Source organism: Leucothrix pacifica (assembly GCF_003172875.1).
Lineage (GTDB): Bacteria > Pseudomonadota > Gammaproteobacteria > Thiotrichales > Thiotrichaceae > Leucothrix > Leucothrix pacifica.
The window spans coordinates 38,134-59,878 of the sequence record NZ_QGKM01000055.1 but is presented as its reverse complement, the minus strand read 5'-3'; the positions used below and the strand labels follow the sequence as shown (position 1 = coordinate 59,878).

The window sequence follows — 21,745 nt, the reverse complement described above, 5'->3', positions numbered from 1 at the left end:
ATTTATTGACTAACGAGGAAAATAAAATGTCTCAAAACAAGTTATTAATCAGTGCCGCAATTAGCGGTGTGCTAGCACTAGGTACAGTGGGCGTAACAAATGCTGATGAAGAAAAGAAGCCTGAAACAGAGCGTTGTGCTGGTATTGTCAAAGCTGGTATGAATGATTGTGGTACCAGTGAACATGCGTGTGCTGGAATGTCTGAAGAAGACTATGGCCCTGAAGAGTGGATTACATTACCCAAAGGTACTTGCGACAAAATTGCTGGTGGTACGGTAATGGAAGATGACGGCATGAAAATGTGAGGTTCTCTGCGCAGGTAAGGCAAGCAATACATAACTGTGTAGTATTTTTAAAGCATCACTACGCCTTACTAGTGATGTTATTAAGAAAAACAAGATGGAGTCATCATGAGTTTACCTACAAAGCAGGTTGCCGCTATTAGAGTTTGTTTCGGGGTTATATTTTATTCTATCCTGATACAAAGCACTTCACTGGCAAATGAAGTTGACACTGATAAAGTGCAAGAAGAACAGGTTTTGCAACGGAGTGTGCCCGCTAGTATTCTGAGTCTGAAAGATGCACTAGTGAGTGCTGAAATAGCAGCAAATGTAGGCGTTATTTATACCGAAGTTGGTGATACAGTGATTCGGGGTGATAAACTTGTCGAATTGGATTGTCGGGAATATGACGCAAAGTTGGATAAAGCAAAAGCGGATGTTGAAACTGTTAGGGCACAACTTTTGTCAGCAAAATCTTTGATCCAATCTCGCAAAAGTGATATCGCATCTAGTAAAGCCAATGAGGAATTACTTGAAGCAGAAGCAACAGCTCAACGCTCAGGTATTGCACTTGCCAAAGCAAAATACTTAGCAGCTAAATCAAGAGTGAAAGCAGATACTGCTAAATGCCATCTTGCTAACATTGAACTTCAGAGAAGTCGTAATCTTCGTCAGCAACGACTCATTTCGCAACAAGAACTGGATAAAGCACTGACAGAGTACCAAGCAGCACAAGCTGAGTGTGACGCTGTCCAATCAGCACTTATCGGTGTGCAATCAGATATTGCAACCACTCAGGCGAAAACGGATGCTGCTATGGCGAGGGTCAAGGCACGTCAGTCTCTGACGTTAGCGGCAGAAAGTAATTTAGACGCGGCAAGAACAGATATAAAGGCGATTGAGGCTAAGTTAACAGCTAGTCTTGCAAGCTTGGAAACAGAAAAAATAATGGTTTCTCGTTGTACGCTCGTAGCACCATTTGATGGACAAATCGTTCACCGTGAAGTACAACAAGGCCAAAGAATAGGACCGGGTGAGAGGGCATTTCAATTAATCTCGGTGAGTGATATTGAGGTTTCTGCAGCGCTATCAAGTCATGAATTAACCAGCCTGAAAACAGCTAATGACATCTATTTTCAAGCTGGCAAAGCGCGATACAAATTATCCCTGCGTTCAGTGATTGGTATTGTCACTGGGAAAGCAAGAACACAAGAAGTCAGACTAAGCTTTATAGAGCAAAGTAAGTTACCGGTTGGCATGAATGGGAGAATTACTTGGTGATGCACAAGGAAATGTCATTGGTTACATCGGATCGATTGGCTCCAACTTTCATCATGAGTTCCGCAAACACAATACCTCTGCTCATCCATTAATTGTTAAACGGACTAATGTCCTACCATTGAAAAAAAATAATTAGCCCGTTTAAAACCATGACAATAGATTCAGCTTACCAAGCAATCATTTACAAAGCGAAAACAGGAAGAAAGCACTCGTAGTTCTAAATATTGTCATTCGCGTACAACTCAGAGCGGGGTAAAAAGAACCGATACTACAATTACTCCCTCTGCTAGTGTTTTAATAAAATGTTTCATAGTGGGTAAATTATGAGAAACAAGCTATATCCACCAGTGGTAAGTCGCTCACACCACAACAAATTGCCCCATCATTCCTTGATCTTCGTGTTCCAGAATATGACAGTGGTACATATAAGGAATTTTGGAATCGGAGTACTCAGGGAAGGTCATAATGATTCGAACCACTTCACCTCTCTGCACTAATACCGTATCTTTCAGGCCTGACTCAATTTGTGTTGGCTTCTTTCCATTTCGATCTAGGATGTGAAACTGTACATTATGCACATGAAACGGGTGTGCCATTGGTGAGTCGTTTCGGACCTCCCAAATTTCAGTACTATTGCGCTTTACTTCGAAATCGATACGGGAAATATCCATGCTTTTACCGTTAATACGAAAACCGCCTCCCATCATTCCCATACCCATCTGTAGGTCAAATTGACGAGTTTTAATGGCGTCTTTAGGATCAGGGATAGCCTTCATGGCCCGTAATGTCTTGGGTATAGTATGAGCTGATTCTTTTACCTGTTTGGCATCAATTGTCATTACTGTAAAGGGTTCACTTCCACCACTCATCATTCTCATCATGCCACCACCGGAAGACTGTTGGCTTTGTAGTTGAACGACTTTTCTATCAGATACATCTACGAGTACTTCTATACGTTCTCCAACTGCAAGTCGTAATGACTTGACGGTTACTGGCGCTGCTAAAAAACCACCATCACTCGCAATAACCTGAAAACTGCGCTCATCACTAAAGGCTAGCTGATAAGTTCGTGCATTTGAGCCATTGTGTAATCTTAACCGTAGCAACGAACGCTGGGCTTTTAGTACTGGAGTTACAACGCCATTGACTAAAATAGTGTTCCCCTCCATACCCATCATTCGATCGTGCATTGAGTCTATGTAACTTAGGTTACCATCCCGTTTAAAGCGACGATCCTGAATGGTACAAGGAATATCATCGACACCGTATTCGTGTGGTAATCCCAGTTGATGACTGTCGTCGTCATCAAGAATAAAAAGTCCGGCTAATCCATAGTAGACCTGTGCACCAGTTTGATGCATTTGGTGAGAGTGATACCACAATGTACTGGCTTCTTGCTTGATTTCATATTCTGATACCCAGCTTTCACCATTCTTGATTTCCTGATGAGGTCCTCCATCCATGCTGGCGGGGAGCATCATGCCGTGCCAATGCAAGGTTGAGCCGACACCAATTTGATTCTCAACAGTGATACGAACCTTGTCACCTCGTTTGGCTCTAAGCACTGGACCGAGATAGCTTTGGTTGATCCCAAGTGTTGCGGTATTAACACCCTTGAAGAACTGAGTCTGAGACACGCCAAGTTTCAAATTAAAATTAACAGTCTTGCCACTACGCTTACCTGAGGCCAGAGGTGGTACTGCAAAAGTATTTGTACTCCTAACAGGCTTGGTACTATCAGCATTAACTGTCGTTGACATAATGAAAGGAAGCAAGTTGATTGCAGTCAGGGATTTAATAAATCGACGACGACTACTTACTTTGCTCTTTGCGAAGTTTGTTTTGTTTTTCATAATTTCTTTCCCACGGGTTGCCTGATTTATCCTTAACGCTGATTAAGGGTAAGCTTATCCATCAATGAAGTGAACTAAATATAAGTACACATTACTTAGTCAAACCGCCATTTTCTTTCCAGATTTGATATATACGGTCGTCCCAATAGCTTTGGAAGAATGCAATAGCGGCAAGCTGTTCTTGTTTATTAAGCACATTTTTGAAGGCTGGCATCTTTCCTCCCACCGCAGCGCCGCCTTCTTCGATAGTCCTCACTAATAGGTTCAGTGGGTGATGCCATGCATGGGCAGAACCATTTAGTGGCGGTGGCGGGTAGCTACCATCAGCAAGAGACTGCTGCCAATTCGGTATGCTTTGTGCGTTGGTGCCATGACAGGCTGCACAGTTGTCGGCAAAGATAGTTTTTCCTAAGGCTAGTTGGTTTGGCGTATACCAACGACCTGAAACGGGTTCATTTGATTTGTCTTGAGAACAACCTGCTAAAAAGATCAAAGCCAACGAGCTTATCAATAAGAAGTTAGGTAATGTTTTGTTCATAATAAGGGCGCTAATTATAAGTACTTGAGATTAATATTGGCTAAATACACCAACCGTGTTCCCATCTTTAAAGCTAATCACATCATAGGCCGAGGGTTTACTGCCTTTAACGGCCATTCCAGGTGAATTCATCGGCATACCGGGAGCCGTCAAACCTGAAATATCAGGTTTCTCGGTGAGTAGTCGCTTTACATCATCGGCAGGGACATGTCCCTCGATCGCGTAGTCACCGACAAATGCGGTATGACATGACCCTAAGCCAGCACCTAGTTTTGCTTTGACTTTGTACTCTTTAAGGTTTTCAGAATTATGTGCTTCAACAGGGAATCCGTTATCTTTCATGTGATCAATCCATGCTGAGCAACAGCCACAAGTAGCGCTTTTATAAACAGTGACTAATGGTAGGGTTTTGGGTATTTCTGCTGCGGGTGTTTTTTCAGTTTTAACAGCATCGTCAGTTTGAATAGCTGCCATATCTGCAAGTTTTCCGGTATCGGCATTAACTAACTTAGCTAAAATAAAAGCACTAACAGCGATACTGATTAGTAGCACTGAAATAGTTGTTATGTATGTTTTATTTTCCATAATATTTTCCTTTAAAGATGTGATGGCCCAACTAATGTACTGAGCACCGCGGTAATGATTAAAATTAACAATGCGATTCTCATTTCTATCTGAATGGAAGCACGTAATGCTAAAGCGGACTGCTGATTTTTTATGTTAGGAACTAGTCTAAATTTGTGGAGTGCTGCCAGTGATAAGATTAAGGCAACCACACCGAGTTTTAGTAATAAAGTATTGCCATGCACACTGTTAAATAGTGTCTTGAAGTCGCCTTCCAGCGCATAAGAAATACCAACACCTGCCATCAGCAGCAATGACACTAATATTGACGCCTGTTTTCCAAATTCATGCATGAGTTGTTGCAAGGTATTAGCCGGAAATTCTTTACACCAATGAGTTAGTGGGAGTAGTAAGCCAATCCACCACATTGCGATAAATATGTGTAAGACAAGCGCTAGCCTGACCCAGATCGCTTGTTCTGCGGTATGCCCGACCATACTAAATGACGCTGCGATTAGAAGGGATACGAGCAGCGCCATTAGGGAGAGTGGTTTTGCATGAGTGGCATTTAACCGCATGGCCAGTACTAGAAACAGTAGCCCAAACCAGCCGGCAAGTCGAAGTTTGTAGCTTAAGCCAGCACTGGACTGCCAGAGAATGTCAATGTACATCGGATCCCACATACCAGCTAAGCCCGACTCTGAAAACGAGCCCACCTGCACAAAAAAATCTAAGCTTGAAAAGCACAAACCAAGTAAGACTCCCCATTGGGTGTAACTAAGAAAAGGTAAATGCTGGGGCTTGTACCGCTGAATCATAAAGGTCGCCGCGATACCACCAATAGACATGGCATAAGCGATATAAAGCAGTAGCTTGCTACTAAAAGTTGCGATTAACCAAGGTGATAGGTCGGTCATTATTTCATCCTTATAAAGCGCGGAGTGTCGAAACAGCTCCGCGCGCAGCATTAATTGTTAGTGACCATCGTCTTTGTGCTCACCTTTGTGTTAGGTGGCGTGATCATCATCGTGCCCGTCATCATGGCTCATGCCTTCACCGTGGACCATGAAACTGAAGTCGCCAGACATTTTGTGACCATCTTTACCCATAGATACCCAACTCACCATGTATTCGCCAACTTCGATTTCTGGTACGGCAATTTTGAAAGATGTGCCTGCCTCTGCACCAGGTTTGAAACCAATCTTCAGGTCTTTGTGATCACCATCCATCAAGATCACTTTCATCAATCGTACAGGTGCGCCAAAGTTAAGAGTTAACTGCTGTGGAGCTGCTTCCAGCATTTGCTCATTAGCAGGGTAGGTCGATTTTATTCCGGTATGAGCAAGTGCAGCAGTACTCACTGTTAGCAAACCAGCAATCATGATTGTCTTTAAGAGTTTCATTGTGTATATCCTTTCTATTTTGTATTAAGTGTGATTAAAACCAAGCCTCAAAGCCTAGTAGTAGTTTTGTATCAGATGTTTCTTCTCCTTCTTCTTCTAAAATGTCGGCGGTACCTCCAAAAGACTTGGACCAGCTAACTCCAATGTAGGGTGCAAACTCTCGTTTGAATTCATGCTTTAATCGCAGTGATAAGCCGAGATCAGACATTCCCGAACCGATACCTGCTTCAAGGTCATCTTTGGTATATAAGTTGACGCCTAATGATGGTGCTAGGACCGTTTTTTGGGTGAGCATCATTTCGTACTCTGCTTTTAAACGGGCGCCTACCTGTCCTCCTTTTCCAAAAAATAAGGCCGCGTCTACATCAAACATATACGGTGCTGTTCCTTTAAGACCGACGACGGCCCACTCTCTTCCTACCGGCTCAAAATCTTTACGAATACCAACCTGAAAGTCCCAATAAGGATCTATTCCCCGGCTATACAGCGCTTGGAGTTCGGCCTCTTCAAGCTTGCCATCTGATGACTCTACGTCTGTTTTAAACCAAAGTTTATGAAGATCCTTGCCTACCCACGCCTCCGCATCTAGCGCTAGTGAGTCGTTACTGCTATCGGTGTATTGATACTCTAGTGAATCAACCATTAACTTGAAGAGAGTCGGGTCATCCTCCATGTGCATTGCACCGGGAAATGGCATTGGTACATCCTCAGACAATGAGCCATCACTGACCGGAATTTTCATCTCAGGCATAGCGGCATGGTTCATTTTGGAATGATCAACTTTAGCTGCTGCTTTTTTCTTAGTTGCTGCAGTGGCATGGTTCATCCTTGAATGATCCATCTTTGAGTGATCCATTTTGCCAACAGTCTCTTTTTTGACGGGTGTGGGCATCGATGAGTGATCCATTGCCATCGGTTTTTTCTTAGCTTCTTTTGCAGCCAAGTCCTTGCAAAAGGTCATTTTTGCGTGCATCGGCTGCGAACAGTCCATGGTCATCGGTTTGTGTTTGGCAAAGGCTGCAGGTGAAATGCATAAACCCAGTACCATGACAGATATTGTTTTTTTCATCGCTAAGTCTCCCTTTAAGCCACAATAACTCGACGGAACATGCCGTCCATGTGATATATCAAATGGCAGTGGTAAGCCCATTGCCCCATAGCGTCAGCGGTGACTAAGTAACTAATTTTGGCGCCAGGCTGAACGACTATCGTGTGCTTTCTGGGGAGATAATTATTATCGCCTGACTCTAATTCACTCCACATGCCATGTAGGTGCACTGGATGGTTCATCATCGTATCGTTGATCAGCGTAAAGCGAACACGTTCGCCGAAACGTAATCCGATTGGTTTAGAATCAGCATATTTAACACCATTGAATGACCACATGTAGCGGCTCATATTGCCGGTTAAATGAAGCTCGATTTCCCGACTAGGTGGACGAGTATCTTTGGTTGGGTAACGGTTTTTTATATCTGCATAAGTAAGTACCCTGCGACCATTATTTCTCAGACCAACACCAGGGTCATCGAGTCTCACCTGAGGGTTCATGGCGACCATATCTACCTGAGGCCCACGTTTCACCTGTACTCCTCCAGTACTTTCCATTGATCCATGATCCATACCAGCCATGTCATGAGCCATTCCTCCCATGGAGGAGTGATCCATCCCATCCATGCTCCCCATGCCCATATCGGTGTGGGTCAAAACAGGCACTGGATCCATCTTCGGAATATCTGTCGGTAAAGCAGTGTTGCTTGTTAATGTACCTCTGGCGTAGCCTGACCGATCAATGGCCTGAGAGAAAATAGTGTAAGCCCCCGCACGTGGTTCAACGATCACATCATATGTTTCTGCGACACCAATCCGGAATTCGTCAATATCGTTAACAGGTTGAATATCTTGGCCATCTGTTGCGACTACTTGCATTTTTAACCCGGGAATACGTACATCAAAGAAGGTCATCGCAGCAGCATTGACAAAGCGTAGGCGCACTTTTTCCCCCGGTTTGAATACACCTGTCCACCCTTCGGCAGGTGTTTTTCCGTTGGCAAGGAATGTGTATGTCCAACCCGTGACATCGGAGATATCGCGGTCACTCATGCGCATTCGATTCCACATTTCCCGGTCATCAATGGCTTTAGTAAATCCCTTTGCGGATGCCTCTTTTGCGAGATCGCCTAGAGTACGCTCTTTGGTGTTGTAGTAATGACTGAGCTTTTTGAGCTTGGCGTAAATTTGTTCAGGCTTCTCATCAGACCAATCAGATAACAACACAACGTAATCACGGTCATAGCTCACTACATCTGTTTCACGCGGTTCAATGACAATCGACCCATAGAGACCGGTTTGTTCTTGATAACCAGAGTGACTGTGGTACCAATAGGTGCCACTTTGTACGGCTTTGAACTGGTAGGTGAAAGTTTCACCAGGCTTAATGCCTGCAAAACTAAGGCCAGGAACACCGTCCATGTTGGCGGGTAAAATCAATCCATGCCAATGAATAGATGAGGTGACTGACATTGTGTTAGTCACCCGTATGGTGATTTCTTCACCTTCTTTCATTCGCAAAGTTGGCCCGGGTAGTGAGCCGTTGATAGTCGTCGCCATGCGACGCCTTCCTGTGAAATTGACGACGGTCTCTCCCAGTGTTAACTCGAAAGTATTTCCACTGAGCACTTGTTGATTGCCAGCCGCTGCAAATAAGTTAGAAGGTGCAAGACCTGCCAGAAAAGCAGAGGCTGTTAGTCCTTGCACAAATTGACGGCGTGTTGGGTTAGCAACACGGTCATTACTTGAGTGATTTTTCATACTGAATCCAAATAAAATTTTTATCGAGATTACCCATAGAGTGGCAGACCAAACGTTAAATAGAGTGGTGCCTAATACTGCAAGCAGCATCGTTCATATAGAGGTAATCAATAGGGCAGCAGTACACGATTAGATAAACGTGATGTGCCAGAGGGGATTCAGGTGAGTTTGGGCGGTCTTAGCAGGCGGGACTGTTTGCTGATTATATCTTCCACCTGGTATCTCGGTTTAAAGCTAAACTGAGAAGTATCACCAAGTACTTCGATATCGCTGATGAGCGCAGCACTACAATGCACCATACAAAATCCGCAGTCGTTATCGTCTCCACAATTGGAGTCTGCTGATTTTTGGGGTTCGCAGTGATTCATCGGCATGTCTGACATGAACGTTTGAGATTTACTTTCAGACATAGGGTGACTTGTCATTTCAGACTTATTATCCATCATGCCCGATGTCATTGAAGACATGTTGAGCATCATGACTGACCCTGCAATGGCGTTCGCATTGAAGGAGATCAGCAATAGAAAAATAAGTAATTGACGTATCATGCGGCACATACTGAGTAAAAAAATATGCTCTGTCAACAATTATCAGAGCAGACGGAGTTAATAATTATTCAGACTAGCGATGGATAAATAATCATCATCAATCACCAAGAAAGCTCTCGTATCCATCATTTCAAAAAAGTAGTTTGACCTGTGAGTAACTCTAAGGTTGTAGACTGTTGATACTGAATTTAACGATAGAGGCGACTTATGCTGACCGTCGGCGAGATAGCTAAGAAGACTGGAGTTAGCGCACATACCGTGCGTTATTACGTTCGTGAAGGCTTGTTAGTCCCCAATAAGCAGCCCGAAAATAGTTATAGCTTATTTTCTTCAACAGAAGTATCCCGATTACGGTTCATAAGAACCGCCAAGATGCTGGGATTCACCCTAAATGAAATCCGCCAAATTCTGGAAAACGCTCAAATGGGGGAGTCACCGTGCACGGACGTTCGAGAAATTATTCAGCAACATATTTTGGAGAATCGTCGTCGTATCGAGGAATTGCAGCAATTACAGCAAAGGATGGAGAGGGCGGTCGTTAAATGGGAAGCAATGCCTGATGGTACGCCTGATGGCCACAGTATTTGTCACTTGATTGAATCAATGAGTGAAACCGGAGGTAGTAATGGATTTTAAGGCAGAGAAAATTATAGATACTCCGTCAACTCGTTTATCTATCACTGGAATGACATGCGCAGGCTGTGTTAGTGCGGTTGAAACAGCTTTGGCGTCTGTTCCAGGGGTTACGCAGGCTAGTGTGAACTTGGCTGAACGCACGGCAATGGTTCAGGGTGAAGTTAATGCAGGTTTACTAAAACAAGCTGTGCAGAAGGTAGGATTTAATGCTGCTGTCATGCAGGGTAGGGCAGCGGAAGATGAGAAAGAAGCGCATGAGCAAGCACAGGCTAAGCAGTTGTGGAAACGGGTTTGGGTTGCAGGTATTCCAGGTGCTTTACTGTTTCTTTGCGGCATGGTTCTGGATATCTTGCCTGACGTGGATGGCTCCGGGCGATGGTTTTGGCTATTCGTTGGAGTCATCACGTTTATAGTACTTATTTATTCCGGCGGGCATTTTTATCGCGGAGCTTGGCAACAATTAAAGCGCGGCAGTAGCAACATGGACACTCTAATTTCTTTAGGGACTGGAACGGCATGGTTCTACTCTATGTTAGTTGTCTTGATTCCTGACACTCTGCCATCGCTTGCCCGTCATGCATACTTTGAAGCAGCGCTTATAATTATTGCATTGGTTAGCTTTGGCCATGCCTTGGAGATGCGAGCCCGAAGCCGAACGTCTGAAGCCATTAAAAGCTTAATGAACAGGCAACCTCCAACTGCACACGTTATTCGCAATGGACAAGAGCTAGAAATTTCTCTGGAAGAAGTGGGGTTGGAAGAAACCTTGAGAGTACGCAGTGGTGAGACGATACCATTGGATGGAATAATCCTGGAAGGGCAATCGCGAGTAGATGAGTCCATGCTGACAGGGGAGTCTGTCTCGATTGAAAAAAGTGAAGGCGATTCGGTTACAGGAGGCACATTGAATGGTTCAGGTAGCTTTTTGATGCAAGTGGGTCATATTGGTGCCGACACCGTATTGGCGCAAATTATTGAGATGATTCGTCAGGCACAAAGCTCTAAACCTCCTATCGCCCGACTCGTAGACAAAGTGGCTTCGGTCTTTGTGCCTGTCGTAGTCGTGATCGCACTTTTTACCTTTGTCCTATGGTATTGGCTTGGGCCAGAGCCAAGCTTGAGTTATGCCGTTGTGACGGCAATGACTGTATTAGTGATTGCTTGTCCTTGTGCCTTAGGGTTGGCGACTCCCATCTCAATTATTACAGGTGTCGGAAAAGCTGCACAGTCCGGTATTTTGGTACGTAATGGTGAATCGTTACAGAGCATTGCTGATGTGGATATCATCGTGTTGGACAAAACAGGCACCATTACCCAAGGCAAATCCACTTTAAATGTGACCCATGCCGCGGACACGACTACTGAAAACCGTTGCTTGCAAATCGCCGCTAGTTTGGAGCAAGGCTCAGAGCACCCCTTAGGGTTGGCTATTCGTGAAGCATCATCAGAAAGAGGGTTGAAAGAGTTGGCCTGTAGTGGATTTGAGGCTATCGCTGGTCACGGTGTGCAAGCTGAACTGGAAGGCAGTACTTGGTATTTAGGTAATACCCGAATGATGGCACAGATAGGCTTATCACTTGAGAGCTGGGAGTCTGCATTGAGCGAGCTAGATCAGCATGGACAAACTCCTGTATTTTTAGCGGATGAGCATTCTATTCACGCCTTATTTGGTGTTGCTGATGCTATAAAAGAAGATGCAAAGACCTGTATTCGGGCCTTACAGCAGCAAGGCCTGGAAGTCATTATGCTAACGGGTGATCGTCAGCAAGTCGCGGAGCATATTGCTCAGCAAGTTGGAATTAAGAAGGTTTATGCCGAAGTATTACCAGCAGGAAAGTCAGAAGTGATTGCTGGCTTGCAGGAATCTGGCCATAAAGTCGCTATGGTTGGTGATGGTATCAACGATGCACCAGCCTTGGCATTGGCCGATGTTGGAGTAGCTATCGGTGCCGGAACGGATGTGGCAATTGCTGCTTCAGATATCACACTGATTGGCTCCTCGTTTAGTGGGGTGAAGAAGGCTATTGGTATCTCTAAAGCAACCACACGGAATATCAGGCAAAATTTATTTGGCGCATTTATCTATAACTCTCTGGGAATTCCGGTAGCTGCTGGGCTTTTATATCCGTTCACTGGCATTTTATTAAATCCAATGATCGCTGGTGCAGCAATGGCTTTATCCTCGGTAACCGTTGTCATGAATGCTAACCGATTAATGTTGCTGGATATAAAATAGTGATCAAGACATGAGTTCAAAGTCTTTATGCCTTGTTTGAAAATATGATTTTCTCATCAATAGAAATATCAGCAATAAAGAAGCCGATATCACCACAAGATAGTTCCCGTATTTTACATATGGCGTAGTTCCAGATAGAGCGGAGATCGTACCTTTCACTACCCCTTGCTCATAAGCGGGTATGGTGTACACCACTTTGCCGTACTGGTTGATAATTCCCGATACTCCTGTATTGGTTGCCCTCAGTAAATACCGACCAGATTCTAGTGCACGAAAACGAGCAATTTGCATATGTTGATAAGGCTGTAAAGAATGGCTAAACCAACCATCATTGGTGAGATTTACTAGGTAATCCGCTTCAGGTAAATCTTCAATTATCTCCTCACCAAATGCATCTTCATAACAAATGCTTACCTGGGCTTGATGCTCTCCAATAGTTAGTAGCCCGTCTCCATCACCTTTAGCCAAATTATTGAAAGGAATTTTGACCCACTTATCCAGCCACCGAAGGTATTCTAATAAAGGAATATACTCACCCAGTGGAACAAGATGGCGTTTCGAATAGGAATCTACTTCTCCCGATTCGTTCCCCAGAATCATAGCGGTATTCTTTACTTGCCCAGATGTTGTTTGACTAAACCCACCAATTAAGAGGTTTGTTTGGTTACCAAGAGCCTCCTGCCGCATTGGGGTGACGACAAGGTCATTGAATTCTGCAAAGGTGCCAGGGATGGCTGTCTCTGGCCAAACAATCAAGTCACTATTCCAATGAGCTCTAGTCATGGCCATATAACGTTCAACTGAGGGAACGCGATTTTCTGGTAACCACTTCTTATCTTGTTCAATATTCGCCTGAATCAAGCTTATTTTTAGAGGTTCACCCTGAGGTACCACCCAATTTTTCATTGATAAAGACCATGCCGTAGCTATCAGTACAACAACAGTGGTAGCTGCTATTGTTCTGTTTCGTTGGGGGCTAGAGTTAGCGTTGCTGGTAGCAAATAAAACGACTAATGAGCCGGAAATAATTGCTGTTACCCAGCTAACTATCAAGACCCCGCCGACCGGAGCAAAATTGGCGAACCAAGTATCTATTTGCGAGTAACCTACGTACAACCAAGGAAACCCGGTGAACAGCCAACCTCGCACCCATTCGATCAATACCCAAGCAGCTGGATATACGATTAAAAACTTAATGATAGTGGAACAGTTTCGGAAAATAGACACCACTACACTAAATAATGCTATCTGTAAGGCGAGTAAAAGCACGAATACTGAGGTCAAGCAAATAGCAAGTATCAGGGGCGCCTGAGCAAACTCATAGACACTTTGGAATACCCAAGAAGTGCCCGCACCAAACAAACCTACGCCGAAAGTCCAACCCAGCTTGATTGCACGGGATCGATGGTTACAGTGTGAGAGTAAATAAAAAAGAACGGCGAGTGAAATATAGGCGATGGGAAAAAAGTCAAAAGGGGAGAGGGAAAACACTATGCCTGTGCCAGCAATCAAAGCACATAGATACACATGCTTCTGGAGAAAGCTGTTCATAATAATACCGATAATGTCTGTTAACGTTGTGGAAACAAGTGTTTAGATAATACTACTTGGCGATGGTTTTATACTGGGGTGTTAACCACCTATATCACTGTTGCTATCTAACCTTTCCATCGTTAGGCGGTGCAATACACCCAGTTGTAATCTCATATTGATTGAGTCATTTTTAAATGATTCTAATTCTCTTTTTGTTAACGACATGCTGTTAGGCAGCTTGGCGGTAATAGGATTAGTGGGGACATTATTTTTACGAAATTCATAATGTAAGTTAGGTCCGGTTGCTAACCCCGTGGAGCCGACATAGCCGATTACGTCACCCTGAGCAACGAAGTGACCTTTTTTTAAGCCTTTTTTGTACTTAGATAGATGAGAGTACAGAGTACTATAGCCCTCGCGGTGCTTGAGTATGATTGTTTTACCGTACCCCCCTTTTCTGGTTATATGCACCACCTTACCATCGCCAGTAGCAATGATAGGGGTTCCATGAGGAGCAGCAAAATCAGTTCCAGTGTGAGCACGTACTTTTTTTAATATTGGGTGACGTCGCTTAGGGTTAAAATGTGAAGAAACGCGGGCTTGAGTAATGGGTGTACGAATAAAAGCACGTTTCATTTCCCTGCCTTCGGGGGTGAAATAATCGGTTAATCCCTGCGCAGTGGTATGTCTAATGCTGCGATACATATTGCCACTATTCGTAAAACCAGCAGCCAATAAATCCAAACTGGAGATTAGATCACCTTCATGATAAATATTTTCAAATATAACAGTTGCATGATCACCAGCCTTCACGTCTCTTGAGAAATCAACTTCCCAGTCAAAGACTGCCATTAGTTGACGCATGATGTCCTGCGGTATACCGTTTTTCTTAGCATCAGCAAATATCCCACTCTTTACAAAGAAAGTAGATCTTGTCTGACGAACCTCAAACTGATTCCTTCTCCATGCACCCTCATAGCTACCTGTCTGAGTGGGTTTTATCTCAAAGCTTTTTTCATAATCAGACGTGAAAACTAACCTTTCAAGGTTACCTTTATAAGATTTTACACGAACAATAGTCTTCGGCTTGATGTCACCTAAAGCATCGTTGATTGGTTTAATTTTCTGAAGATTCTGAAGGACTTCGGGGAAATTTATTTGACTGAAAACATCAGTCAACTTGTCATAACGCTCAACCTTATAAGTATCCCAAGTACTTTCTGTGTTGATTAAGCCATAACCACTATAGGTAGCTAAAGCTTCATTAGGTAGGCTAAGTTTATAAATCGTTTGTGTGGGATTCGTTGAACCACTGGTTAATGTTTTTGGTAATTTTTCATTGCTATTATTTTCCATTATCAAAGTGACGTTTTGTGAATCACTAGCTAAACTGCTGGGAAAGTAGGATTGTATGGTGATGCTCGCGGGAGCAGTCGAACAGCTCAATAACAGTAACAATTTGGTTGACCAACGCGATACAGGCTGCTCACTTTCTTTGTGGGGTTCAGTGCTAGCACTGTTTTGAGTGAAATCTAATGCTAAAGAGGACTGATTTTCAATCTGATAGTGCGAAAGCACGTCCTCCCAGCTTTTACTATTTCGTGATGGCATGCCAGTTTTACTACTCAAAACTTCAGGAAATTAAACGACAGCCATAATGACAAATTTATTGTAATTGTCAAGCAAATACCATAGCTAGTGGGGGGCATATTCATGAGTAAAGAGGCCGGTTAAAGTGATGAGTTTCCAGATTGGCTTTTTGCATGATCAATAATCTTAGCCAATCTCGGTTGAATAGGCATACGTTGAAATGGGCTGACATTACTGCCTCCTGTATTGCCTTGAGGAACCAGTCCAATAGCTGTTTTGGTTGCAGCTCCCAAAATGCGAAATAGTTGACCTATTACTTCTTTGATACTTCGTTGCCTTATACCCCACAGAAGCATTTTCCAATGCACATACACATGGTAAAAGGTTGATTCCTGGCCGATTACGTGTGCGTTTTCAAGGTACTCAAACTCTTTATAAACGTCTCCTTTTTCCCGATAATGTAGAGATTCCTCAAACTCTTTTTCAACGTAAGCACCAATAGTTTTAGAAAATCGTGTCATCATTGCTTCCCAGATAGTCAGTTATCTATTATCAAAATGGCTGTCAATACCAAGATTAGGTACTGCCAAACTGAACAGAGGTTACTATATTAAGTGAGGCCAACATCTCGCTTAAATAACTTTCTTTAATTTAGCCTAACAATCAATCGTCATGGTTTCAGATACTAGAATGTGGCCATCATCAGACTCAGCTTGCTCTTTTGCTAATGAGGGTTTATTGCAAGTAGTAGCCAACAGCTCCCCTAGTAAAAGGTGATCAGTAGTTACGAAAGTCGCTAAACCTGCTGCAGTGGGGTCTGAGATAACGATTTGTAGCCGCTGCCCTTTCAGATTTAGATTTACAGGCTTTGCTAAAGGGAGTTTCAGGCTCAGCTGCAACTGAGAAGTATCCGTATAATCTAAGTTATAATCTTCAACCTCAAGCGTCATCAATGTACTTCGATTCAAAAGTACCTTTGTAAAATACCCCATTTCTGCAAAACTGCTAAGGACATTCGATGCCCGTCGCTGCAGTGTCTCGGCGCGATTGGCCTCTGACAGATCTTCACCATCCATGAGTGTGATTGAAAGCTGAGGGTCAAATATCCAACTCATTTCAATGGAATCAAGCTGGCCATTTGGCGTAGCATCCAAACGAGCAGTTAACTCAAGTTGATAATGAAAGCCTCCGGCATTAGCTTGAATGCTTGTAATAAATAATAGACCGAGCACTAGAGTACTTAGTAGCTTGTTGAATTGTTTTTTTAGCATAAGACGATATTCTCCATTTTTAAGTTCTAGCAGCATTTGCTAAGAGTAAGGTTAAAACCAAAACTGCTCCAGCAGCTGACCAAGCACCCAAAACACGTAGAATAATGCCAGATACTAGGTTACGAAGTGCGTGAGAAATTAAGGTAATAAATACTAGTAAACTAAAAATACTGATGCCTGTTCCTGCCAAATGAGCATAAATTTTACGCGTCTGTAAGCCGGGGATCATAGGTACACTTGAGTCCATTCCTATCACCAAAGCTACAACTAGTGCAGTCAAAAGAGTGAGTGCCATATGCCATTGAGACTTCAATGTTAATAGTAGCCCAGTTACCGCAGCAACTGGGAGTAAAATCATTTCAGGGTTCCAGCTTACCGACTGGTAACGAGTCATAATTAAAGCAGCACCAATACCAACTAAAAATACTGGCAGTACAATACGAATATGTTTCCAACCTTGTTGACCTAATAATAAACCCAAGGCAAAAACAGAGATCAGTTGCGTTGGTACTACTATTGGATGCATCAGACCTTTTGCGAAAAAATTCACCCCTGCTGCATATGCAATAAAGGGGTAAAATAAGCAAACTAGGGCAATGCTAAATAGCGTAGCCAGCCTCATAGTAAACCTGTCAAAAAGCCAACACCTGCTAATGCAATAACGCCACCCATCGCACGAGCAATAATTTTACCAATAGGCCAACGAATCAGTTCCCCAATAGCAATACCCCCTAGGTGCAATAAACCTGTAGAAACAATAAAGCCAATACTGTAAGCCAATGGGACGACAGAGCTAGGTAATTCTGTACCGTGTGCGTGACCATGGAAAATAGCGAAAGCGGCCACCAATACAGCGGCTATCCATAATGGCATTTTAAGTGCAAAGACTATTAAGAGTCCTAATACAATAGAGGAAGCTGCAATACCTGTTTCAATAAATGGAATTGGTACGCCCATAATTCCCAGTACCCCTCCAAACGCCATTACCAAAGGGAAAACAACAGGTAATACCCAAAGAGCCGGACGACCTAAAAATGCGCCTAGGATTCCGACAGCAACCATAGCTGATACGTGATCTAAGCCAAGAAGTGGGTGTAAAAAACCACTTACCAGCCCACCTGTAACACCTTCTCCAGTATGAGCAAATACAGAGTTATTGATAACCAAAAAAAGTGGTAATGCTAAGCAAATGTATTTAATAAAAACATTCATAAAAACACCATATAAGTAACTATTGGTAATAAAAATATTACATCATCAAGTTCCTAACCCTACTAGAATTATGCTGCATAAGTGTGCACCTGCATTAAACATGTTTCTGTTGTATTAAGTGTGATGTATTTGATTGTTTAACTGGTTTGCGGCGCCTCTTCTGTGTCCGGAAAAAAACTGAGGATTACAAGAAGTACAGCACCGGTGGTAATCGCTATATCGGCAAAATTGAATGTTGCAAAGTGGCCGTTGTATAGGAAGAAAAGATCAAAATTGACGTAAAGATCAATGAAATCGGTTACCCTTCCACTAATTAATCGGTCAATACCATTACCTAAAGCACCACCAAGCACTAAAGCAAGCGAAATTGCAGCCCAGTGCTCACTCCGATCTAGTTTTCTCAGCCAGTACAAAATGTAGGCGCTTACTACAAAGGAAATAACAACAAAGAACCATCGCTGCCAGCCTTCCTGATCACCAAGAAAGCTAAATGCAGCACCGTAGTTGTATGCAAGCGTCCAGTTTAAGTGTGGCATCACCGCCTGCGGGATGCCTTGTTCAAGGTTTGCTACCGCTACCCACTTACTTAGTTGATCAAGCATGACCGTAACGATGGAAACCCAAACCCACTTAAGCATAAGAACTACCCTCACCGTAAACAATATTTTTAGAAAATCGCATCATCTTTATTTCCTTCATAATCAAGCATCTATTATCAAAAAAAACGTCTTACTTTAAGAAAATACCTCTCATAGTCAGTGCCATACTGTTGGCGAAGCCAAGGCTCTTCTGCAAATGGAGCAGCGATCAGTACGATAATAGCTAAGGCTCCCAGGACCATCGTTAAAGGGGCCGCAGATAGGATAGACCACCCAGCAACCATCATACTGTCGGCCACATACTGTGGATTTCTGGAATAACGGTAGAAGCCTGTTGTTCGGAGGGTTCCTTTTGCCCCACCTGTTTGAGCCATACCAAATTGAAGAGCCTCGTACCAAACCGCGGCATTACTGAGCACAATAACTGGGATACCAATGCCATAGCGCAACCATGTCGGCAAGGGAAGTGTCCCCCATCCTAAAATGCCTAAACAGATTAATATCAAGGCAAGAGTGAATGTTGGAATCCAAACTATCATTGGTGTGATACGTGTGTAGTGATGAGGTGGCCAAAGCCGTTTTTCTGGATTTGCTATTGAGAGCACGATGGCAATTAGGGTTATCCCTGATATTGCCAATCCTGCTATCAACAAAGTAATGCTTAACAACACCACTCTAACTTCTCCTGTTTATTGACTATCTCCAACACGTGCGCTAACCATCTCTTCCAAGCCTCGGGCACTAAAGTCCATTAAAGGCATGCCATTGACAAAAAAGGTTGGGGTTTGATTAACCTTAACCGCTTCAACGTCGTCAGCCTCTTGTTTGAGTATTGCCGCCATCGCAGGGTCTTTCATTTGTTGCTCAGCAAGTGACCGATCCAAACCAGCACTCTCAGCGGCCTGCCATGCAAATTCAAGCTGTGCTCGGTGATGGCTTGCCCACTGCGGTTGGGCTTCTAATAAAGCCTCTAACACAGGAATAAACTTGTCTTGTCTTCTTGCGCTTTCCAACATTTTAACGACGGTGTCTGAACCATCATGAAAAGCAGCATAGCGAAGCACTAACCGCACCTTATCGGGATTGTTTGCCAAAACCTCTTTAACAATGGGGTAAAACGCGCGACACGCTTCACATCCGGGATCAAAAAACTCCACAATCGTAACTGGCGCATCCTCTGGTCCAATAATTGGAGAATACGGTCGAATCAATGCAGTGCCGTTATTACTTTCACTTTCACTCGGACTACTTGTTTGTGGTTCTGATGTGGCATTGACATTTTTCAGATTACTATCAGCCGCTTGTTGAGGCTTGTAAACAAGGTACCCTCCAGCGAATATTAGAATGGCAACAACAGAGATACCTGCAACAACATAGCTTGGTTTCATGAATTTTTTCCTCGTGCAATAGTGATAAATAAAGCCGATAAGCTGGCAAAGCTTAATAGAGAAATATAAGGCAGCGGTATAATGCCTAATAACAACATGTTTTCGTCAGTGCATGATGGGCCTGAGCGGCTGCAAGGAACAATCGGTTCAGGGATGATCCCTGCATATAACATGCTGTGCCATAAGGCGATCAGGGCGCCAATTAGTGCTAGTGGTAGTGCGTATTTCCAAATTTGAAAATCTGCGTTAATGCAGGCAATTCCTAATATAAGCGCGAGGGGAAACATCGCAATACGTTGATACCAACACAATGTGCATGGCGTTTGTCCCATGACTTCGCCAATAAAGAGTGCTCCTAATGTGGCGCATAGAGAAATCACCCACGCTAAAGTCAGTAAACGGTATTGCCAAGTCATGACTTGTTTATCCATGTTGCTTGTCTCCTGTAAGATGAGCGCGCTCCTGCAACGCTTGCTTAATAATTTGTACTGATGATGACAAAAACAATCCAGCCATTATGGCTGCAACGATTAAGTCTGGCCAGCCACTAGCTGTGCCCCATACGCCCACTGCTGCCAGCATGACGGCAACATTGCCGATGGCGTCATTACGTGAGCAAAGCCAAACCGATCTCACGTTGGCATCACCGTCTTTATATCGAACTAAAATCAATACACTTGTCAGGTTTACGAGTAAGGCCATAAAGCCGATAATTCCCATGACCTCAGCTTGGGGTACATCCATGGCAAAAACGCGATAAACTGTCGACCCAAGCACCCATAAGCCCATTATTAATAAACTAACGCCTTTGATTAAAGCAACATTAGTGCGCATACGAATCGAATGCCCGATGACTGCCAACGATAAACCGTATGTCATTGCATCACCCAAAAAATCTAAAGCGTCAGCCTGAAGTGCTTGTGATTTTGATAGGTAACCAGCTGAAACTTCCACAAAGAACATGAGAGCATTCAGGGCTATGACAATCCAGAGGCGCTTTTTGTAATCGTCCGATATCCCATCGAACTTTGCCTCACTTCCACAACAACCGCTCATAAAGACTCCTTGAAAAAACGATCAATTGTCGTAGTGTAATATCTTCAGTAACTAGAGGTTCAAGAAGAAATGTACTCGATAGGGCAATTATCAAAAAACACGGGAGTGAAAGTAACAACCATTCGCTATTACGAAGAGATCGGAGTGCTAACTGAACCTGAGCGAACTCAAGGTCATCAACGACGATACGATGTTGCTGCGCTTGAAAGGCTCCGGTTTGTTAAGCATGCACGTGATCTGGGGTTTACGATTCAAGCGATTGAGTCATTGATTCAGCTACAAGAGTCTCCGGAGAAGTCTTGCAAAGAAGCAACTGATATCGCTAATGAACAGCTATTAGATGTACGAAGAAGAATTAAACAGTTGCGTTCATTGGAGAAAGAGTTAGCGAGGATTGTTAAGGGGTGTAGCGGGGAGGGAACGAGCCAAAGCTGCTATGTGTTAGCAGCTTTGGCAGATCATGAATTATGCGAAAAAGACCATTGACTAGAACCGTATACACGCTTGCTTATAAGGCTTTACGAATTGCTTTGGTAACTTCTGTAGCAGTTGAGCCATGAGGCTGAGACCCAACAAATTCTGCATCCTTACCTATGGTAAATGTGGTAGAGGTATGATCCATTAAATAGCTAAGCGCATTTCTCGCCATTACCTCGTTCAGGGTCGCACAAAAATACCTTGAACATCCTTGATTTCTGATGGAGATAAACTCTTAATTGCGGAGCCTATTATCGCTAATGAAGTATGACAGGCATCCAGGCAAGAAGCGCATCCCAAACATAGTACTACTTTTCCACGATAAGGGGGGATTAGCGCTTTCGCTTAGAGTAGTTGTTCAAAGTCATGGCTTGGGATAACTTTCTAGTTTTTGATTAAATTGTATTAAAAATAACTTGATTCTTATTTTAAATAACTTGTAGATAACCCATTTTATCAAAAGACGTTGCG

24 protein-coding genes are annotated in these 21,745 nt (G+C 43.4%); 5 read left to right on the top strand and 19 right to left on the bottom strand.

All coding sequences use genetic code 11. The features are described 5' to 3' along the window. The first annotated feature begins 26 nt into the window (after window positions 1–26). Window positions 27–305 (top strand): BufA1 family periplasmic bufferin-type metallophore, encoded by a 279-nt coding sequence (locus DKW60_RS16805; RefSeq protein ID WP_109838821.1) that lies wholly within the window; start codon window positions 27–29, stop codon window positions 303–305. 105 nt (window positions 306–410) lie between these two features. After that, window positions 411–1,562 (top strand): HlyD family secretion protein, encoded by a 1,152-nt coding sequence (locus DKW60_RS16800; protein ID WP_109838820.1) that lies wholly within the window; start codon window positions 411–413, stop codon window positions 1,560–1,562. 359 nt (window positions 1,563–1,921) lie between these two features. On the opposite strand, the gene DKW60_RS16795 is transcribed toward DKW60_RS16800, so the two are convergent. The 8 genes from DKW60_RS16795 to DKW60_RS16760 form a co-directional block, all read right to left on the bottom strand. Further along, complete coding sequence (locus tag DKW60_RS16795; protein ID WP_146203506.1) at window positions 1,922–3,415, bottom strand: multicopper oxidase family protein; 1,494 nt, start codon at window positions 3,413–3,415, stop codon at window positions 1,922–1,924. Between the two features lie 91 nt (window positions 3,416–3,506). Continuing rightward, window positions 3,507–3,953 carry a c-type cytochrome gene (locus DKW60_RS16790; RefSeq protein ID WP_109838819.1) on the bottom strand — a complete coding sequence of 149 codons (447 nt, stop codon included), beginning with the start codon at window positions 3,951–3,953 and terminating at the stop codon, window positions 3,507–3,509. Window positions 3,954–3,983: 30 nt separating this feature from the next. Beyond that, entirely contained in the window at window positions 3,984–4,538 is a 555-nt protein-coding gene (locus DKW60_RS16785; protein ID WP_219988799.1) for a DUF411 domain-containing protein, read from the bottom strand. Between the two features lie 11 nt (window positions 4,539–4,549). Beyond that, on the bottom strand, window positions 4,550–5,434 hold the full coding sequence (locus DKW60_RS16780) for a copper resistance D family protein (protein WP_181389757.1): 885 nt from the start codon (window positions 5,432–5,434) through the stop codon (window positions 4,550–4,552). A gap of 90 nt (window positions 5,435–5,524) precedes the next feature. Next, window positions 5,525–5,920 (bottom strand): copper resistance CopC family protein, encoded by a 396-nt coding sequence (locus DKW60_RS16775; protein ID WP_109838817.1) that lies wholly within the window; start codon window positions 5,918–5,920, stop codon window positions 5,525–5,527. 34 nt (window positions 5,921–5,954) lie between these two features. Then, window positions 5,955–6,989 carry a copper resistance protein B gene (locus DKW60_RS16770; RefSeq protein WP_181389756.1) on the bottom strand — a complete coding sequence of 345 codons (1,035 nt, stop codon included), beginning with the start codon at window positions 6,987–6,989 and terminating at the stop codon, window positions 5,955–5,957. A gap of 14 nt (window positions 6,990–7,003) precedes the next feature. Then, window positions 7,004–8,728 (bottom strand): copper resistance system multicopper oxidase, encoded by a 1,725-nt coding sequence (locus DKW60_RS16765; RefSeq protein ID WP_109838815.1) that lies wholly within the window; start codon window positions 8,726–8,728, stop codon window positions 7,004–7,006. Between the two features lie 158 nt (window positions 8,729–8,886). After that, window positions 8,887–9,276 carry a hypothetical protein gene (locus DKW60_RS16760; RefSeq protein ID WP_109838814.1) on the bottom strand — a complete coding sequence of 130 codons (390 nt, stop codon included), beginning with the start codon at window positions 9,274–9,276 and terminating at the stop codon, window positions 8,887–8,889. Between the two features lie 207 nt (window positions 9,277–9,483). Between DKW60_RS16760 and DKW60_RS16755 the strand changes: the two genes are divergently transcribed. Further along, window positions 9,484–9,912, top strand: coding sequence for a MerR family transcriptional regulator (locus DKW60_RS16755; RefSeq protein ID WP_181389755.1), 429 nt, complete (start codon window positions 9,484–9,486; stop codon window positions 9,910–9,912). Next, window positions 9,902–12,148, top strand: coding sequence for a heavy metal translocating P-type ATPase (locus DKW60_RS16750; protein ID WP_109838813.1), 2,247 nt, complete (start codon window positions 9,902–9,904; stop codon window positions 12,146–12,148). The genes DKW60_RS16755 and DKW60_RS16750 overlap by 11 nt, the downstream gene beginning before the upstream one ends. A gap of 3 nt (window positions 12,149–12,151) precedes the next feature. Here DKW60_RS16750 and lnt read toward each other — a convergent pair whose 3' ends face one another. From lnt to DKW60_RS16695, 11 genes are all read right to left on the bottom strand, one after another. Next, complete coding sequence (lnt, locus tag DKW60_RS16745) at window positions 12,152–13,699, bottom strand: apolipoprotein N-acyltransferase (protein ID WP_109838812.1); 1,548 nt, start codon at window positions 13,697–13,699, stop codon at window positions 12,152–12,154. Window positions 13,700–13,780: 81 nt separating this feature from the next. Further along, entirely contained in the window at window positions 13,781–15,292 is a 1,512-nt protein-coding gene (locus DKW60_RS16740; RefSeq protein ID WP_109838811.1) for a M23 family metallopeptidase, read from the bottom strand. 119 nt (window positions 15,293–15,411) lie between these two features. Further along, window positions 15,412–15,795, bottom strand: a complete 384-nt coding sequence (locus tag DKW60_RS16735; RefSeq protein ID WP_109838810.1) for a DUF3703 domain-containing protein — start codon at window positions 15,793–15,795, stop codon at window positions 15,412–15,414. A gap of 132 nt (window positions 15,796–15,927) precedes the next feature. Continuing rightward, window positions 15,928–16,542, bottom strand: coding sequence for a DUF1007 family protein (locus DKW60_RS16730; protein WP_181389754.1), 615 nt, complete (start codon window positions 16,540–16,542; stop codon window positions 15,928–15,930). A 19-nt stretch (window positions 16,543–16,561) separates the two neighbouring features. Further along, a complete protein-coding gene (locus DKW60_RS16725; protein ID WP_109838808.1) occupies window positions 16,562–17,164 on the bottom strand; it encodes a hypothetical protein in 603 nt (200 codons plus the stop codon). Continuing rightward, entirely contained in the window at window positions 17,161–17,754 is a 594-nt protein-coding gene (locus DKW60_RS16720; protein WP_109838807.1) for a HupE/UreJ family protein, read from the bottom strand. Before DKW60_RS16720 ends, DKW60_RS16725 begins: the two co-directional genes overlap by 4 nt. 137 nt (window positions 17,755–17,891) lie before the next feature. Further along, window positions 17,892–18,392, bottom strand: coding sequence for a signal peptidase II (lspA, locus tag DKW60_RS16715; RefSeq protein WP_109838806.1), 501 nt, complete (start codon window positions 18,390–18,392; stop codon window positions 17,892–17,894). Window positions 18,393–18,469: 77 nt separating this feature from the next. After that, window positions 18,470–19,027: a methyltransferase family protein gene (locus DKW60_RS16710; RefSeq protein ID WP_109838805.1), complete on the bottom strand. Its 558-nt coding sequence runs from the start codon at window positions 19,025–19,027 to the stop codon at window positions 18,470–18,472. A gap of 15 nt (window positions 19,028–19,042) precedes the next feature. After that, window positions 19,043–19,741, bottom strand: a complete 699-nt coding sequence (locus DKW60_RS16705; RefSeq protein ID WP_109838804.1) for a DsbA family protein — start codon at window positions 19,739–19,741, stop codon at window positions 19,043–19,045. Further along, entirely contained in the window at window positions 19,738–20,172 is a 435-nt protein-coding gene (locus DKW60_RS16700; protein ID WP_219988798.1) for a disulfide bond formation protein B, read from the bottom strand. Before DKW60_RS16700 ends, DKW60_RS16705 begins: the two co-directional genes overlap by 4 nt. Then, the gene (locus tag DKW60_RS16695) at window positions 20,165–20,797 is read right to left on the bottom strand and encodes a cation efflux transmembrane domain-containing protein (RefSeq protein ID WP_109838803.1); all 633 of its coding nucleotides are present in this window, start codon (window positions 20,795–20,797) and stop codon (window positions 20,165–20,167) included. Before DKW60_RS16695 ends, DKW60_RS16700 begins: the two co-directional genes overlap by 8 nt. Window positions 20,798–20,866: 69 nt before the next feature. Between DKW60_RS16695 and DKW60_RS16690 the strand changes: the two genes are divergently transcribed. After that, complete coding sequence (locus DKW60_RS16690; protein ID WP_109838802.1) at window positions 20,867–21,283, top strand: MerR family transcriptional regulator; 417 nt, start codon at window positions 20,867–20,869, stop codon at window positions 21,281–21,283. Window positions 21,284–21,745: the final 462 nt, after the last annotated feature.

Excerpts from the sequence above, each read along its gene's own strand:
- DKW60_RS16805 (WP_109838821.1), top strand. The coding sequence starts at position 27 with ATGTCTCAAAACAAGTTATTAATCAGTGCCGCAATTAGCGGTGTGCTA.
- DKW60_RS16800 (WP_109838820.1), top strand. The coding sequence starts at position 411 with ATGAGTTTACCTACAAAGCAGGTTGCCGCTATTAGAGTTTGTTTCGGG.
- DKW60_RS16795 (WP_146203506.1), bottom strand. The coding sequence starts at position 3,415 with ATGAAAAACAAAACAAACTTCGCAAAGAGCAAAGTAAGTAGTCGTCGT.
- DKW60_RS16790 (WP_109838819.1), bottom strand. The coding sequence starts at position 3,953 with ATGAACAAAACATTACCTAACTTCTTATTGATAAGCTCGTTGGCTTTG.
- DKW60_RS16785 (WP_219988799.1), bottom strand. The coding sequence starts at position 4,538 with ATGGAAAATAAAACATACATAACAACTATTTCAGTGCTACTAATCAGT.
- DKW60_RS16780 (WP_181389757.1), bottom strand. The coding sequence starts at position 5,434 with ATGACCGACCTATCACCTTGGTTAATCGCAACTTTTAGTAGCAAGCTA.
- DKW60_RS16775 (WP_109838817.1), bottom strand. The coding sequence starts at position 5,920 with ATGAAACTCTTAAAGACAATCATGATTGCTGGTTTGCTAACAGTGAGT.
- DKW60_RS16770 (WP_181389756.1), bottom strand. The coding sequence starts at position 6,989 with ATGAAAAAAACAATATCTGTCATGGTACTGGGTTTATGCATTTCACCT.
- DKW60_RS16765 (WP_109838815.1), bottom strand. The coding sequence starts at position 8,728 with ATGAAAAATCACTCAAGTAATGACCGTGTTGCTAACCCAACACGCCGT.
- DKW60_RS16760 (WP_109838814.1), bottom strand. The coding sequence starts at position 9,276 with ATGATACGTCAATTACTTATTTTTCTATTGCTGATCTCCTTCAATGCG.
- DKW60_RS16755 (WP_181389755.1), top strand. The coding sequence starts at position 9,484 with ATGCTGACCGTCGGCGAGATAGCTAAGAAGACTGGAGTTAGCGCACAT.
- DKW60_RS16750 (WP_109838813.1), top strand. The coding sequence starts at position 9,902 with ATGGATTTTAAGGCAGAGAAAATTATAGATACTCCGTCAACTCGTTTA.
- lnt (WP_109838812.1), bottom strand. The coding sequence starts at position 13,699 with ATGAACAGCTTTCTCCAGAAGCATGTGTATCTATGTGCTTTGATTGCT.
- DKW60_RS16740 (WP_109838811.1), bottom strand. The coding sequence starts at position 15,292 with ATGCCATCACGAAATAGTAAAAGCTGGGAGGACGTGCTTTCGCACTAT.
- DKW60_RS16735 (WP_109838810.1), bottom strand. The coding sequence starts at position 15,795 with ATGATGACACGATTTTCTAAAACTATTGGTGCTTACGTTGAAAAAGAG.
- DKW60_RS16730 (WP_181389754.1), bottom strand. The coding sequence starts at position 16,542 with ATGCTAAAAAAACAATTCAACAAGCTACTAAGTACTCTAGTGCTCGGT.
- DKW60_RS16725 (WP_109838808.1), bottom strand. The coding sequence starts at position 17,164 with ATGAGGCTGGCTACGCTATTTAGCATTGCCCTAGTTTGCTTATTTTAC.
- DKW60_RS16720 (WP_109838807.1), bottom strand. The coding sequence starts at position 17,754 with ATGAATGTTTTTATTAAATACATTTGCTTAGCATTACCACTTTTTTTG.
- lspA (WP_109838806.1), bottom strand. The coding sequence starts at position 18,392 with ATGCTTAAGTGGGTTTGGGTTTCCATCGTTACGGTCATGCTTGATCAA.
- DKW60_RS16705 (WP_109838804.1), bottom strand. The coding sequence starts at position 19,741 with ATGAAACCAAGCTATGTTGTTGCAGGTATCTCTGTTGTTGCCATTCTA.
- DKW60_RS16700 (WP_219988798.1), bottom strand. The coding sequence starts at position 20,172 with ATGGATAAACAAGTCATGACTTGGCAATACCGTTTACTGACTTTAGCG.
- DKW60_RS16695 (WP_109838803.1), bottom strand. The coding sequence starts at position 20,797 with ATGAGCGGTTGTTGTGGAAGTGAGGCAAAGTTCGATGGGATATCGGAC.
- DKW60_RS16690 (WP_109838802.1), top strand. The coding sequence starts at position 20,867 with ATGTACTCGATAGGGCAATTATCAAAAAACACGGGAGTGAAAGTAACA.